We start from the raw sequence: 14,042 nt of genomic DNA, 5'->3' as shown, positions 1-14,042 counted from the left end.
GGAAATAACCGATAGAAAACGGTTATTGGTTTTAGGAGTATATAAATCTGATGGCACACAGCAGCATGAGCAGCGGTTGTTTTGGCATACCCATAATGCCTTTCAGGGCTTCCATGGCGCGATTATTCAATTTATACAAACTCTTAACAGATATGTTGGTTAGTACACTGATTTCTTCATAGCTCAGTTCCTCGAAATACCGAAGAAAAATTACCTCTTTTTGTTTAGCTGTTAGTTGTTCTAATGCCTGAATAAGCTTGAATGCTGTCTGTCGTTGTTCTTCCGTTGCAATATAAGCAGATTCGACATCGTAGGTAAGTTGGAAATCATCTTTTTCACCAAATGATGAAAGTTTGCCATCTCTCAATTGCGTGTTCAGTAGGCTGTTTTTCAAAGCGATAAGCAAGTAATGTTTCGGATTGGAAATGCTTTGTAGCCTGCTCCGATTTTCCCAAAACTTAATAAATATATCCTGAATGGCGTCTCTAACATAATCCTCATCGTTTACACGACGCATACCATACTCATATAAGCTCGGTAATAAAGCACGATAGATCTGCTCGAACGCGTGTTTGTCGCCGACAATAAAATCATTCCAGTACCGATCTATGGTGTTGTTCATCTTCGAATTAGGCAATTAAATGAAATAAATCATTCGTTACTCCAAAAATAGTAAAGATTTAATAACAATACTAAATCCCTTATTTAAAATCACTACAATGTTGTAGATTCTCTTTTTACCTAAATATGCAGCATTGCGCATTAATTGAGCAACTAAATTATGAATTTGGTAAGTGAAAGAGATGACTTTTAAATTTTTTTAAAAAAAAATTAGATTCCATGGGGTAAAATCTAAATATTATTTGTCTTGAATTTAACAAAAGCGTAATAATGGAGAAATATACGAGTTACGGTACACAAGATTTTTTGGATGACCTGGATTTTGTCCGATTTGTCAAACAGCCGGAACGTGATGATGTTTTCAATTGGAAGGCATGGCGTGCTGGAAACCCCAAAAATGCGGCTTCCTACGATGACGCGCTTGCTTATCTGCATGCCTTGTATGGCATTACCCGGATTAGGCCGGATCAGGAATTTGCGGATGAACTTTTTGAGGATATTGAACGAGGTATAGCTGGAAATAGAAAGAAGAGAAGGGGTCAGATTGTTCGTTTGTGGGCAGCAGCCACTGGAGCAGCAGCGGTAGCAATTTTTATAACTTTATCGTGGTATTACCGCTCGATGATCGTTATCGCAACCAGAAGCGGTGAATTTCAGACTGTGCTATTGCCCGATAGCAGTACAGTACAGCTCAATGCCAATTCTTCCATTGCATACCGCCGCGCCTGGAACTGGTTGTCCAAGCGTGAAGTATTTACTACCGGAGAGGTACTACTCGAAGTCAAGCATCTTAACAAGGATACGTCAGCTATTCGGGAAGACGAACGGTTTACGGCCTATACCGGCGATGTTGCTGTGGAGGTACTCGGAACAAAGTTTAACCTAAAAAATAGGGATAACAAAATAACTGTAACACTATTGGAAGGACGTATTGCACTGCGTAATAGCAAACATCTTGGTGAAACCAAGATCCTTGCACCCGGCGATATCGTTGAGGCAGGTATCGAAGGCTTTCGTCATTTGAGCACAGGCAAAAAAGCGGCCCAGCAGGCGGTGGGATGGACCCAGAAAACGCTGATAGGCGAAAACTTAACAGTCGCTGATTTAACGAATGAATTGCGCTATGTGTATGGAAAAGAAATTATTATAAACGATCCCACACTTTTGAATCGAAAAATCGACGGTCGTATATCGCTAGGTTCGCAGGAAAGTATCATCTATTCGATCGCGAATATTTTACAGGCGAATATCCGAATGGAAAAAGATACCATCTACCTCGATCCAAAAGAAGAAAAACAAAAATAAGCTAATACAATAGTAACATCTAACCTAACAAATATGAAAATTACAGAAAGCAGGTGGCAACCACTACGTTGCTTGTTGATGGTTCCGGTCACTTCGCTGCTATTTACCGTTGGACAGCAAGCCTATGCACAGCAAAAGTTGCCACTTAACCAAGCCGTAAAACAGATTGAACAGCGTTTCAACGCGAATTTGAGTTATGAGCACAACCTTTTGAACGGGAAATTTGTCGACCCCGAATTGCTCAAGGGAAATAAGCTGGAAGAAGTGCTTAAAAAAGTGCTTTATCCTAATCAATTGGTATTTCTTTATGTGGATGACAGATCCTATTCCATTGTACGTCGCGCTGTCGGAGACGGAGAAGCTAGTCCCGTAAAAAATGGTAGCGATCAACAGGCGATAGATCGGGTCGCCGGCACGGTTGTTTCGGCGAGCGGTAAACCGATACCACTAGCAAGTATATGGGTAAAAGACACGCGCAAAGGTGCGAAAAGTGACGAGAATGGGCGATTCCTGATTTATGATATCAAACCCACGGATATTATTATGGTCTCGGCCGTCGGTTATGAAAGTACGGCCTTAACGGCTGGAAATCGTAGCCAGATCATGTTTACGATGGAGGAAAAAAATAACGTGCTTGAAGAGGCAGTGATTTCAACGGGGTATCAAAAGATATCCAAAGAAAGAGCAACAGGTTCAGTTTCGCTCATTACGTCCAAAGAACTGGAAAAAATTCCCTCCGCCAATCTGATTCAGCGCTTGGAAGGACAGGTTCCCGGATTTCAGGTTTCCATTGGAACCGGCGACCGTAGCTTTACCTACAACAATAACCAATTGAGTATTAACTCCAGCACGCGTACCATCGGTCGGAATGACTATGATTTTAACGTAAGAGGAATAGGATCAATAGACACCGAGACCGAGAAATTACCATTGATTGTTATCGACGGAGCGATCTCCACCATGGATCTTGCGACCCTTAACCCAAACGATGTTGAAAATATTACGGTATTGAAAGATGCAGCTGCAGCTTCGATCTATGGGGTTAGGGCAGCTAACGGTGTTATTGTAGTCACAACCAAAAAAGGTTCGGTTACAGGTGTGCCTCGCATTAGTTTTTCTGCGAATACTGCATTTTCGGGAAAACCTGATTTAGGTTACTTGCGTACAATGAATAGCGCGCAGATGATCGATTATCAAGAAGAGTTGGTCGCCAAAAACATTTTGAACGGTAATAATATTGCGACTAGTCTTTATTCTTATGCGACTTACTATCCGGGTGAAGTTGCAGCAGCAGCGATCCGTCTTAAAAATGGACAGATTACCCAAGCTAATTATGATGCGCTAGTCGGTCCACTAAAAGCTATAGACAATAAGGCGCAGATTCAACGCTATCTGTTGCGCCCGATGAGTAGCCAGCAATATAACCTATCCATAAGCAATGGGACTGAAAATAATAACTATTTCTATTCGGCCTCATACGCGAATGAGAATCCATATACTAGGGGTGAAAATGGCAAACGTCTGACGTTAAACCTCAATAATAACTGGAAGCTTTTTAAAATTGCAACGCTATCCACGAGTGTGCGGGGTACATTCTTAAATCAAAAACAGAATGGGATAGGAATTTCGCAGTTTTACGATACCGGGGCGGCTACACTATTGCCTTATCAATTGCTGGCAGATGCCGATGGAAACGGCATAGCATACGACCGGCTGACACCTGAATTTGTTAGTGGACTGGGAGCAGCTTACAAAGATTGGCGCTACGACTATCTGCAGGAATTAAGGGAAGTGGACCGGGTACTCAAGAACAATAGTTTTTCGGCAGTGATTAATTTGTCGGTACCAATTTATAAGGGGATAAAAGGTACGGTCATGTATGCCAATGAGCGATCATTTGGAAGTAATCGCATGTTCAGTGGAGAAGAATCTTATGCGAACCGTTCCTTATTGAATATATTTACGCCGGTCGGCCAAGCGAAAAATACCCTGGGTATCAATAAAGGTGGCATTTATAACATCGGCAATACCGAAGTCAATAATTATACGGTACGTGGACAGCTGAACTACGATGCTTTGCTTGCCCAAAAACATGATATTTCTGCTATCGCAGGTGCTGAGATCCGGCAGACGGAGACTGAGCAGGGAAGCAGTACCTTATATGGGTATAATATGCAGACTGGATTCAATACTGCTGTAAGTTATCTGCAGTCGGCCTATCTCAGTATCCAGGGATTTAATGAGAGCCTTTCAGGATCACCAATACAGGCCGACCGAAGGAGACGTTTTTTGTCGTATTTTTCGAATGCAGCCTATACTTATGATACGAAGTATACCCTGTCGGGAAGTGTTCGTTATGATGATTATAACAATTTTGGACTTGACCGAAGTTTTCGGGCGACCCCGTTATGGTCGAGTGGTCTAAAGTGGAATGTGCGAAAAGAATCGTTTATGAACAGCCTGGCTTGGCTAAGTCAGCTGGGATTGAGGGCAACTTATGGCGTCAACGGTAATATCACACAGGATGTACGTCCGTTTACTAACATATCGCTTGATGATGGCACGCGCAATCCTACGGGACAGCCTACAGCGAGCATCATTGCCATTGCTAATCCACAACTTCGTTGGGAGAAAACGTATGTCACAAACCTTGGTCTTGATTTTGGTTTGTTCACTAATCGTTTGACCGGTACCTTTGATTATTATGTAAAAAAGGGTCGCGATCTATTGTACAGTTTTCCGATTGCTGCGCCTTACGTAGGAACAATAAATAATGGAAACTTAAAAAGAAATACGGCAACCATGAGCGGAAAAGGGGTTGATCTAGGCTTAAATGCAAGATTGATTACCACCGCCGCCTGGAATTGGGATATGGGCGCTAATTTTTCCTACAATACCAATGAGATTACTGACAACCGTTTTAAAGCAACTGATATTGCTAATTTTACCTATTCCTATACGCCAGTGGGGATTGGTTATCTGGAAGGATATCCTAGTGACAAATTGCTCGCATTTCGACATGCTGGACTGGATGCCAGTGGATTGACACAGATTTACAACAAAGAAGGTGAGGTTGTTTCCGTGAAGCAAACCTTGAAAGGAGTGGATGATCTTAAATATATGGGGCGAACAACCGCGCCTTATTTTGGGAGTTTAAAAACAAACTTACGTTATGGTCAATGGTCATTTTTTGCCCTGATGACCTATCAATTTGGGAATGTATTTTTGAAACCAAGTATTGAATCTTACATGACCCCCAGTAGGGGATTAACTTCACCAAAATTTGATCTCAGCGCTGATATTGCTAATCGATGGCGTCAGGCCGGCGATGAGGCTACCACCAATATCCCTGCTGTTACAGCGGATATTTATGGGCAATATAGTTTGTACCGCTACACCTATTCGGATATCAATGTACTGAAAGGCGACTACATCCGACTGCGGGAAGTGTCCCTGAGTTATGCGCTGCCAAAAGATTTCTTAAAGAGAATGAAAATTGAGCAAGTCAACCTAACGGGTTCGGTCCGTAATCTTGGATTGATCTGGACAGCCAATAAAGAAGGTATTGATCCTGATTTTGCCAATTATGTTGGTAATACAACCAACCTGCGTCCAGTTCCTTCGTACAATTTTTCAATCAATGTTAACTTCTAATCGCCAAAATCATGAAAATAGCTATAAAAAACAGCGGTCTTAAACTGGTAATAGCGTTAGCCGCAACAGGTATGGGCTTTACGATGACAGGTTGTGAAAAATATGTAGACATCAAAACACAGGGGCAATTGACACCTGGTACGATAGAAAACTACCGCTACGTCTTAAACAATACGGCAACCTTTGAAGCTTCGCCCGCGCTGTCTGATATGGCAGCTGATGACCTTGAGCTCATCGATGGTTCAGCCCAACAAAAATCATTGTCAAGTAGTGATTTTTATGGCTATTATAGTCGTTCATATCAATGGGCAGATGATATTTACCCCATCGGAAACCAGAATTATAAAGATGACAACTGGTCTCGATTGTACAATGCGATTGCCTATGCGAATACCGTCATTGCCGAGGTACCTCTAGTTTCAGACGGTAGCGCGTCTGAAATTGCCCAATTGATAGCAGAAGCGAAAATACACCGTGCTTCAGCGTACTTAATGTTGGCCAATACGTATGCGGTACCTTACGTTCAATCAACTGCAAATAACGCGTTGGGCGTTCCATTAATTTTGCAGCCAACTACAGAGCAGTCACTTGAGCGAGGTACATTACAGCAAGTCTATGATGCGGTTTTAGCGGATATTGAAGCAGCGCTTCCTGCATTGCCATCACAGCAGCAATTTACAACCTTACCCTCCAAAGCTTCAGCCTATGGTTTGCTGGCACGAACATACCTGTATATGAACCGCTATGCGGATGCGGCAAAAGCGGCCGATCAGGCGCTGGCTCTGAATGACAAGCTAGTAGATTTGACAAAAATTACGGAGGCAACTATGGCCAACTATCCATTACGAATCTATAATCCTGAGATTTTGTTGTCCAAAGTACCTATAAATGGTATTACCGCCTATTCGCCGACAGCATTTCGGTTAAGCAAAGAATTATTGTCTTTATTTGACGGAAGCGACCAGCGCTATAATTTATTTACGGTTCCTGGATCGAAAATATCAGCATGGGAGGTCTATGATGGTCGGTATTATTATTTGGATTTTATAAAAAGTGAAGGCCGAAATGTAGGTCCGTCAGTTCCTGAAATGCTGTTGATTAAGGCGGAGGCTGCTGCGCGGGACAATCAACCTGCCAATGCAATGACATTCGTCAATCGGTTACGGGCCAGTAGAATTCTGCCGGGGTCAACAGTCAATCTGAGCGCAACAGATGGGGATGATGCTTTGGTGAAAGTGATGCAGGAACGCCGTCGGGAGTTTATGTTCCGCATGTTGCGCTGGTGGGATATGCGCCGTCTGAAAGACGATACACGCTTTCAGAAAACGTATACGCGTACATTCGGTGGAATTACTTTTACATTGGCTCCGAATAGCAACCGCTATGTGTTTCGGATCGCGCAATATGAAATTAATTTGAGTCCAGAAATAGTGCAAAATCCATAAAGAACAGGTCTACTGTTCATTTATTTTAAAAAGGAAAAATAAGAGATATGAAAAATTGTATGATAAAAACTACAGCTGTATTGGCATGGACATTTTTGTGTTGCACTGCTGCCTCTGCGCAACAACAGAAACAGCCGCAGGTTTTTAAGGTGATACCGGAATTTCCAAAACAACAGGATACCGTACAGCTTGTATATGATGCTCGTAATACGCTGCTGAAGGATGCCAAAGATATTTCGGCACAGCTAACGGGTTATACTGATTTTAAATGGACGACTACGGATCTCAAGTTTACTAAAAATGATTCGGTATGGACTGCAAAATATGTACTGCCGGCACATTTGGCCTTAATGAATCTTGTTTTTAAATCGGATACCCTGGTAGACAAAGGTGGGGAGCAAACTTATTCCTATATCCTCTCCGGAAACGATAAACGCCAGATGTCGGGAGGAATGGTCGGTTGGGGCATGTTGCGGACGCCGCACATCGTTGCGGGTGTTCCTTATGTCGTAGATACCGTGGCCTACAAATCGAATGAGATACTTTTGATGTGGGTGAAATATGAATTACAGTATCATCCGGAAAACCGATTTCGTGTGCTTTACGCTGCCGCAAGTGCCTTGAAACACATGAATACCCCAGAGTCCTTAGCCAAGCTTGATCGGGAGCTGAACAGCCTGGAACAGATGCCCAATATCAAAGAAGAGGATCTACTGGAAATTTATCGTGTCTATAAGGATATTTTAAAAGATGCTGCTAAAGCTGAGGCATTACAGCAAAAAATTGTCACCCAGTTTCCAAAGGGTCAATATGTAAAGGATCAACAGCGTCTGGCTGATTTTAAGCTCATTCAACAAGCGAAGACGGACGATGAACGCCTGAAAGCTGCGATGGACTTTATTGATAAACATCCCTATGAAGAAGCTGAAGATGCTTTTAACGAAGCGAATCGAATCAGCTATATCAGTGCTTACTGGATTATTTCGGTGTACACCAGCATGAAAAAAGATCTGTCCAACTATAGTAAGTATATGTCCAAGATCGCACCCTACGAGGCCCTTTCCAATGTGATCTACCGTTCCTTGGACGTGCCGTATCTTTCGCAAAAAAGCATAGGACCTGCCGAAATATTGCCTTATGCCCGAGTTATTATGGAACGTCTGAATTACTACAAGGATAACTTTCAGGGGGATAAATATGCAACGTTATATTATTCAAATGCACCTTTATTTGCCAAGATATTGGTGGACAATAAACTTTACGACGAAGCCTTTGCCTATGCCGCCGCCGCGCAGAGTACCGCGAGCTACAAAAATGCAAACTTAAATGATACTTATGTACGTGTGCTTGAGGGGCAGGGGAAAACCAAAGAACTGCAAATGGCACTGGAGCAAAGTTATGCCATGAATCAGAGTTCGACCTATATGCTGGAGCTGATGAAAAAAATCTATAATGCAAAAAACAAATCAGATAAAGGCTACGAACAGTATTTGGCTAGTCTCAAAAATGCCGACAAGGGAAAGGAGCTAAAAGAAAAGGTACAGAACCTTTTAATCAACAAGAATATGCCGGATTTTGAGTTGTTGGATCAACATGGAAAGAAAGTACGCCTTTCTGCACAGAAAGGAAAAATTGTTGTATTGGATTTCTGGGCTTCGTGGTGTGCCCCCTGTAAAGGTGCATTTCCGGGGATGAAATTGGCGGTAGATCATTTTAAAAATGATCCGAACGTTGTCTTTTATTTCATCAATACACAGGAACGTAAGCCAGACATGAAAGAATACGTGACCAATTATATGAAAGAAAATGGCTATCCTTTCACGGTATTACTGGATACGGATAGTAAGGCTTCAAAGGCCGCTGGTGTAGGACCTATTCCGCATAAGATGGTGGTGGGGCCAAATGGCAAACTTCGTTTTTCGGAGGTTGGTTATATGGGCAGCACCTCTGAGCTTGCCGATGAAATCATTGAAATGGTCAACATGTTAAAAGCTGGGAAATAAGGATATGAAAACAATCAAATCACTCTTTCTAGCTGTAGCTTCATTGCTTTTTTACGGCATTACTTCAGCACAGTCCATCAATCAAAGGGAGGTTATGTTTAAGTCAAAAGCAGATAGTATTACCATTGGCGCCACCATTTCCTCGCCTATCAAGGCGGGGAAATATCCGGCCGTTATTATCGTTTCAGGTACTGGACCACAGGACCGGGATGGTACAATGGCCGGGACAAAGATGTTTGCCCGTATTGCCAATTTTTTAACACCCAAGGGATATGTGGTGTTACGTATGGATGATCGCGGTGTTGGTAAAACGACAGGCGAATACCGATATGCTACAACAGCAGATTTTGCACTTGACGTTTTAGGTGCGCTGCAATTTTTGAAAACTGAAAGAAATGTTGACTTAACGCATATCGGTCTGCTGGGGCATAGCGAAGGGGGGGCTGTGATTTCGATAGCGGCTTCACAAAGCAAAGATGTCGCTTTTTTAATCAGCTTATCGGGCTTGGCTTCTAGCGGTTTGGAATCGCTTTTTGTGCAGAATGAGAACCTTGTGAATACCTCACCTCTGAAAGAGGTCGACAAGCAACGTTCCAATGAAATCAATCGGTTAATGTTTGCGACCGCCTTCCAATATGCCAATTCGGACAGCCTGGAGAGTAAGCTTCACGCGACATATAATTACTGGAAACAAAAAGATGATCTTTACTTTAAATCTTTAGGTATTGAATACGATCATTTCCGCTTTCCGATTTGGTCCTATGTGCAGCAGGCTATCGGACCTTGGTATCGCTATTTTGTCACCTACGACCCACGGATCTTTTTAAGTCGCGTGGATGTTCCCATTCTGGCGATCAATGGTAGTAAAGATGTTTTTGTAGATTCCATCAATTTAACTTACTGGAAGCAGTACAGTCGTGCCGGCCAGCACGGAAAGGTAACGACCATCCTGCTGCCAAATGTAAATCATTTATTGCAGCCTTGTCAAACCTGCCTACCTGCGGAATACGCAAAACTTGGTGAAATACCCGAGAGTACGTTAGGCTCAATTGTGAAATGGTTGAAAGAAACCGTAAAGTAAGATGAGAAAGACCATATTTATACTAGTTGTTTTATCGCTGATAGGAAATCTAGCAGTCGCTCAACAGATTGATAATGTCAAATCGATTGATCGGATTATGGCGGCCATGAATAAAAAAGATGCTGTTACTTTGTTGGGTATGATGGCCGACAGTGCAACGATTGGTAATCTGCCCAAGTTGAACAACCCTGTTGCTGTACCAGAAATTCTGGCTAAATTCCCAAGTATGAAAGCTTTTCAGATTGTGGATCAGCAGATGCTTGCGGATGGCGATGAACGGATTCAGCTTGAAGTAACTTATTCGGATGGTAAACCCGGTAGACCAACTTTTCTATTTAATCGTGCCGGAAAAATTATAAATCTTGGCATTATCAGAGGAAACATAAAGGGCGATCCTGATAAAGCGTTGGCGGATGCATTGGGGAATGCAGAGCAACCTGAGACACTGGTCATCCCATTTAAAATGGTGAATGGATTGGTCTACCTTGAATCGATGCTCAACGGTATAAAAGGTTATTTTCAATTTGATAGCGGTGCTCCAGTAGTCATATTACGCAAAGAATTTGTGGTCCCAGAACAAATTCGCAAAGATGTTTCGGTAGATTTCGCAGGTATTGGCGGACAAATGCAACAGGTGGTCTGGTCAACTGGTAACAACCTTCAGGTAGCTGGCATTGTACTCCATAAACTTGATGCTCCAGTCTCTCAGATGGATGATATGCACCTGGAAATTGGAGATGGAAGTCCAATTTTAGGTTTACTCGGCATTGGCGTATTGAAAAACTATCAGTTTACCATAGACTACAGAAGGCAAGAGTTGTTACTAGAAAAAATGGATGATCGAGGTGAGGTGCCTGGGGAGCCAATCGATAAGGGGCTTTTGCTGGCGCAATATCCTTTACGCCTGAAAAGGCATATTCCTATTGTGGATATTACTTTCGGTGGAAAGGTGTATCCGATGGGAATAGATTGTGGTGCTAATGCCAATGTGCTGAAAAAGGCATTGGAAACGGAGCTAAAATCTTATATTGATTATGAGGAAGGTGAGGTGGATATCAAAGGGGTGAATGGAACAAGTCAAGGCAATCGTATCGCGTTTCTTACTCATGCTAAAGTAGGTCAGCTGGCATTAAAAGATATGTACACAGTTATTACAGATCAAGCTATTGGTGGCGGACAAGATTCCGACGCATTGCCTATTGAGGGTTTGTTGGGTACACCATTTTTAAATCAGTACAAGATGACATTAAATTTCAAAAAGAATACAATTAGTTTTTATTGATGTGATAGATCAAAGGAGCAATGGTTTTTTACAATGTAATAATTGTATTTGTTACAACGCATGCTGCATTTGTGGAGAATCTTCATTGTCGATGTCCTGTCCTCAATAGAAAAATACCGAAGCTTAAATCGCTTCGGTATTTTTTGTGAGAAGGTCATCTATTTTGTTAGAATCCTGTTATTGTTAACCCTTAAATTGTTTTGCTGTCGCGTAACATTTTAATGATATTGTGTGCTTCAAGCTGTTTACTAAGTTGGGTATTGATTAAACTATGCACATTTTGCGAAAGTTCATCGGATCCGTCTGCCAGCGCTGTTTGGTAGGTCGATTTAAAGGCGTCTTCTCCCTGTTCGCAGGTCTCCAATAAACTTCTTTCGTCGTCGCCTGTGATATTAACTTTGATTCCCATCCAGGCACGGAATAGTTTGCCGCTTAACATGGTGCTATCGGTAGCCTCTTTTCCCTCAAGCTCAACATAAGGAGTTAATTCGGCGATAAATTCTTCTGACTGTCCGATAAATTTTTGAAAGGTAGGGATCAGTTTATCTAAGCCGTGACTGGTTGCCAGATCAATTGCTTTTTTATACCCTTCAATACGGTCATTGTTGATCTTAATAATGTCGTTGATGATTTCTGGGTTGTTGATGTTGTTTTCCATAATATTATTATTTGTTATCATTTTTGTTTATTCGGAAAACAGCATCGACACAGCGTTCGTTTGCAGAATCGCAGATTCAGGTATTTAAATCGCAATCCGTATTTATCGCAGTTTTTATTGCGGCGTAATAAATGCAACTTAAAACTTTATGTAATTTATTGTTGTTCTTATTTCCGAAACTGCCATTCAGGCAGCGCAATGAAAACTATGCAACAACACATCCATGTAGCCATCATCGGGGGCGGACCCAGTGGCCTGTTTATGTACAAAAGATTGATTGAAAAGAATATGGGGGAGCTCAAAATATCTATTTTTGAGTCGCGAAAACAGTTAGGTGCAGGGATGCCTTACAGCTATGAAGGTGCTACACCTGAGCACCTGACAAATGTTTCCGATCATGAAATACCGAAACTGGTGACTACCATTGAAGAGTATGTGCAATCGCTGTCGGCAACTACGCTTCGTACCTATGGCATTGATGTGGACGATTTTAATCGGTATAAAGTAGTGCCGCGATTACTGCTCGGTCGCTATTTATCGGAACAGTTTACACTATTAAAGCGTATGGCAGATGCAAAAGGTATTGAAACCCAAGTGTACCTAGCCAGCCAGGTAAGCGATATCGTTGACCTAGAAAGCCAGTCGCAGGTGAAAGTACTTGTTGGAAGCACAGATACTTATATCGTTGATAAGGCCGTTATTTGCACGGGACACAAATGGCCAACTAAACATGAGGGTAATGTCGAACACTACTTCGAATCACCCTATCCACCCTCTAAACTCGCCCTAAAGACTAATCATGCCGTTGGGATACGTGGCGCTTCGCTTACTGCAATAGATGCTATACGTACACTTGCCCGGCACAATGGCTCTTTTGACGTGCTAGAAACAGGCGAGATAAAATATCACATTGATCCAGGAAGCGAGAATTTTAAAATAGTGATGCATACACGTAGTGGGCTTCTGCCTGCAATCCGCTTTCATCAGGAAGATCCGTTCTTAGCCAATAATCTCTTAATTTCAGAAGAGGAACTGATGCTTAATAGGCTCGAAAATGAAGGTTTTGTATCGCTTGATTTTTTATTTGAGCGAAATTTTAAAGCCCAGTTTAAGGAGAAAGATCCTGCCTTCTACGCCATGGTGGAAAAGCTCAGTCTCGAAGATTTTGTGGAAGCCGTACTTGCCATGCGGGAGCAGAAAGACGCCTTCGAAGGTTTTCGTCAGGAACACGTCCAAGCGCTAAAGTCCATCAAAAGGCACGAATCGATTTACTGGAAGGAAGTGCTTTCTGCGCTGAGCTTTACATTGAATTATCCAGCAAAATACATGTCTGCAGAAGATATGCTTCGCTTAAAGAAGGTGTTAATGCCCCTGATTTCTATTGTGATTGCTTTCGTACCGCAGGGCTCTAGCCGCGAGTTGCTTGCATTGCACGATGCCGGTGTTCTTGAGGTGGTAAACGTCGGTACTGAAAGCCGGGTCGAACCTGCAAAAGACTGTGGAGCTAACTACTTTTATACAAATGAGCAAGGCATAGAAAATAAAACATATTATAAGACCTTTGTCGACTGTGTAGGCCAGCAGCCGTTGGATTTTGAAGATTTTCCTTTTAAGAGTTTGATCGACAATGGTAATATTAGCCCCGCTTATTTGAGGTTCCGCTCTGTGGAGCATGCCAAGGAACAGTTACTGGCGGGTAATGATCATATGTTTGTAGCACCGGATGGGGCTATCTTTTTGCGGGTGCCGGGAATAAAGATAGACGACAGCTTTCAGCTAGTTGATCACAGCGGGCGATCCAACCAACGTATTTTTATGATGGCTGTACCTTATATTGGTGGCTATAATCCGGACTATTCAGGTCTTGATTTTTGCGCAGCGACTTCCGAAATCATTGCCCAAAGGATTGCCGAGGGGGGATAAATACGTGACTTTTTGTTAAAATACGGTAACATTCTCCGTGTTTGCTCAAGGGATATTCATTTTAGGCCCT

Annotated in this window: 9 protein-coding genes; 7 read left to right on the top strand and 2 right to left on the bottom strand. The window is 42.4% G+C overall.

The window, feature by feature from the left end:
* Window positions 1-31 precede the first annotated feature (31 nt).
* Window positions 32-622, bottom strand: coding sequence for an RNA polymerase sigma factor (locus VXM68_RS20835; RefSeq protein ID WP_294182964.1), 591 nt, complete (start codon window positions 620-622; stop codon window positions 32-34).
* A gap of 269 nt (window positions 623-891) precedes the next feature.
* Here VXM68_RS20835 and VXM68_RS20830 point away from each other — a divergent pair, with 269 nt between their 5' ends.
* The 6 genes from VXM68_RS20830 to VXM68_RS20805 are packed head-to-tail and all read left to right on the top strand — an operon-like array spanning window position 892 to window position 11,391.
* Complete coding sequence (locus VXM68_RS20830; protein ID WP_367209890.1) at window positions 892-1,926, top strand: FecR family protein; 1,035 nt, start codon at window positions 892-894, stop codon at window positions 1,924-1,926.
* Between the two features lie 33 nt (window positions 1,927-1,959).
* Entirely contained in the window at window positions 1,960-5,580 is a 3,621-nt protein-coding gene (locus VXM68_RS20825) for a SusC/RagA family TonB-linked outer membrane protein (protein WP_367209889.1), read from the top strand.
* A gap of 11 nt (window positions 5,581-5,591) precedes the next feature.
* Window positions 5,592-7,025: a RagB/SusD family nutrient uptake outer membrane protein gene (locus tag VXM68_RS20820; protein ID WP_367209888.1), complete on the top strand. Its 1,434-nt coding sequence runs from the start codon at window positions 5,592-5,594 to the stop codon at window positions 7,023-7,025.
* 59 nt (window positions 7,026-7,084) lie between these two features.
* The gene (locus VXM68_RS20815) at window positions 7,085-9,028 is read left to right on the top strand and encodes a peroxiredoxin family protein (protein ID WP_367209887.1); all 1,944 of its coding nucleotides are present in this window, start codon (window positions 7,085-7,087) and stop codon (window positions 9,026-9,028) included.
* Window positions 9,029-9,032: 4 nt separating this feature from the next.
* On the top strand, window positions 9,033-10,109 hold the full coding sequence (locus VXM68_RS20810; protein WP_367209886.1) for an alpha/beta fold hydrolase: 1,077 nt from the start codon (window positions 9,033-9,035) through the stop codon (window positions 10,107-10,109).
* Window position 10,110: 1 nt separating this feature from the next.
* The gene (locus tag VXM68_RS20805) at window positions 10,111-11,391 is read left to right on the top strand and encodes a pepsin/retropepsin-like aspartic protease family protein (RefSeq protein ID WP_312330548.1); all 1,281 of its coding nucleotides are present in this window, start codon (window positions 10,111-10,113) and stop codon (window positions 11,389-11,391) included.
* A gap of 190 nt (window positions 11,392-11,581) precedes the next feature.
* Here VXM68_RS20805 and VXM68_RS20800 read toward each other — a convergent pair whose 3' ends face one another.
* Window positions 11,582-12,049 carry a PA2169 family four-helix-bundle protein gene (locus VXM68_RS20800; RefSeq protein ID WP_293954370.1) on the bottom strand — a complete coding sequence of 156 codons (468 nt, stop codon included), beginning with the start codon at window positions 12,047-12,049 and terminating at the stop codon, window positions 11,582-11,584.
* 207 nt (window positions 12,050-12,256) lie between these two features.
* Here VXM68_RS20800 and VXM68_RS20795 point away from each other — a divergent pair, with 207 nt between their 5' ends.
* The gene (locus VXM68_RS20795) at window positions 12,257-13,972 is read left to right on the top strand and encodes an FAD/NAD(P)-binding protein (RefSeq protein WP_367209885.1); all 1,716 of its coding nucleotides are present in this window, start codon (window positions 12,257-12,259) and stop codon (window positions 13,970-13,972) included.
* Window positions 13,973-14,042 lie beyond the last annotated feature (70 nt).

The organism is Sphingobacterium sp. R2 (genome assembly GCF_040760075.1).
Lineage (GTDB): Bacteria > Bacteroidota > Bacteroidia > Sphingobacteriales > Sphingobacteriaceae > Sphingobacterium.
Note: the sequence above shows the minus strand (reverse complement) of the source record. Positions and strands in the feature narration are given on the sequence as shown.

Bases quoted from the DNA above. Each gene is read 5' to 3' on its own strand.
- VXM68_RS20830 (WP_367209890.1), top strand. From the start codon at position 892: ATGGAGAAATATACGAGTTACGGTACACAAGATTTTTTGGATGACCTG.
- VXM68_RS20825 (WP_367209889.1), top strand. From the start codon at position 1,960: ATGAAAATTACAGAAAGCAGGTGGCAACCACTACGTTGCTTGTTGATG.
- VXM68_RS20820 (WP_367209888.1), top strand. From the start codon at position 5,592: ATGAAAATAGCTATAAAAAACAGCGGTCTTAAACTGGTAATAGCGTTA.
- VXM68_RS20800 (WP_293954370.1), bottom strand. From the start codon at position 12,049: ATGGAAAACAACATCAACAACCCAGAAATCATCAACGACATTATTAAG.
- VXM68_RS20815 (WP_367209887.1), top strand. From the start codon at position 7,085: ATGATAAAAACTACAGCTGTATTGGCATGGACATTTTTGTGTTGCACT.
- VXM68_RS20805 (WP_312330548.1), top strand. From the start codon at position 10,111: ATGAGAAAGACCATATTTATACTAGTTGTTTTATCGCTGATAGGAAAT.
- VXM68_RS20795 (WP_367209885.1), top strand. From the start codon at position 12,257: ATGCAACAACACATCCATGTAGCCATCATCGGGGGCGGACCCAGTGGC.
- VXM68_RS20835 (WP_294182964.1), bottom strand. From the start codon at position 622: ATGAACAACACCATAGATCGGTACTGGAATGATTTTATTGTCGGCGAC.
- VXM68_RS20810 (WP_367209886.1), top strand. From the start codon at position 9,033: ATGAAAACAATCAAATCACTCTTTCTAGCTGTAGCTTCATTGCTTTTT.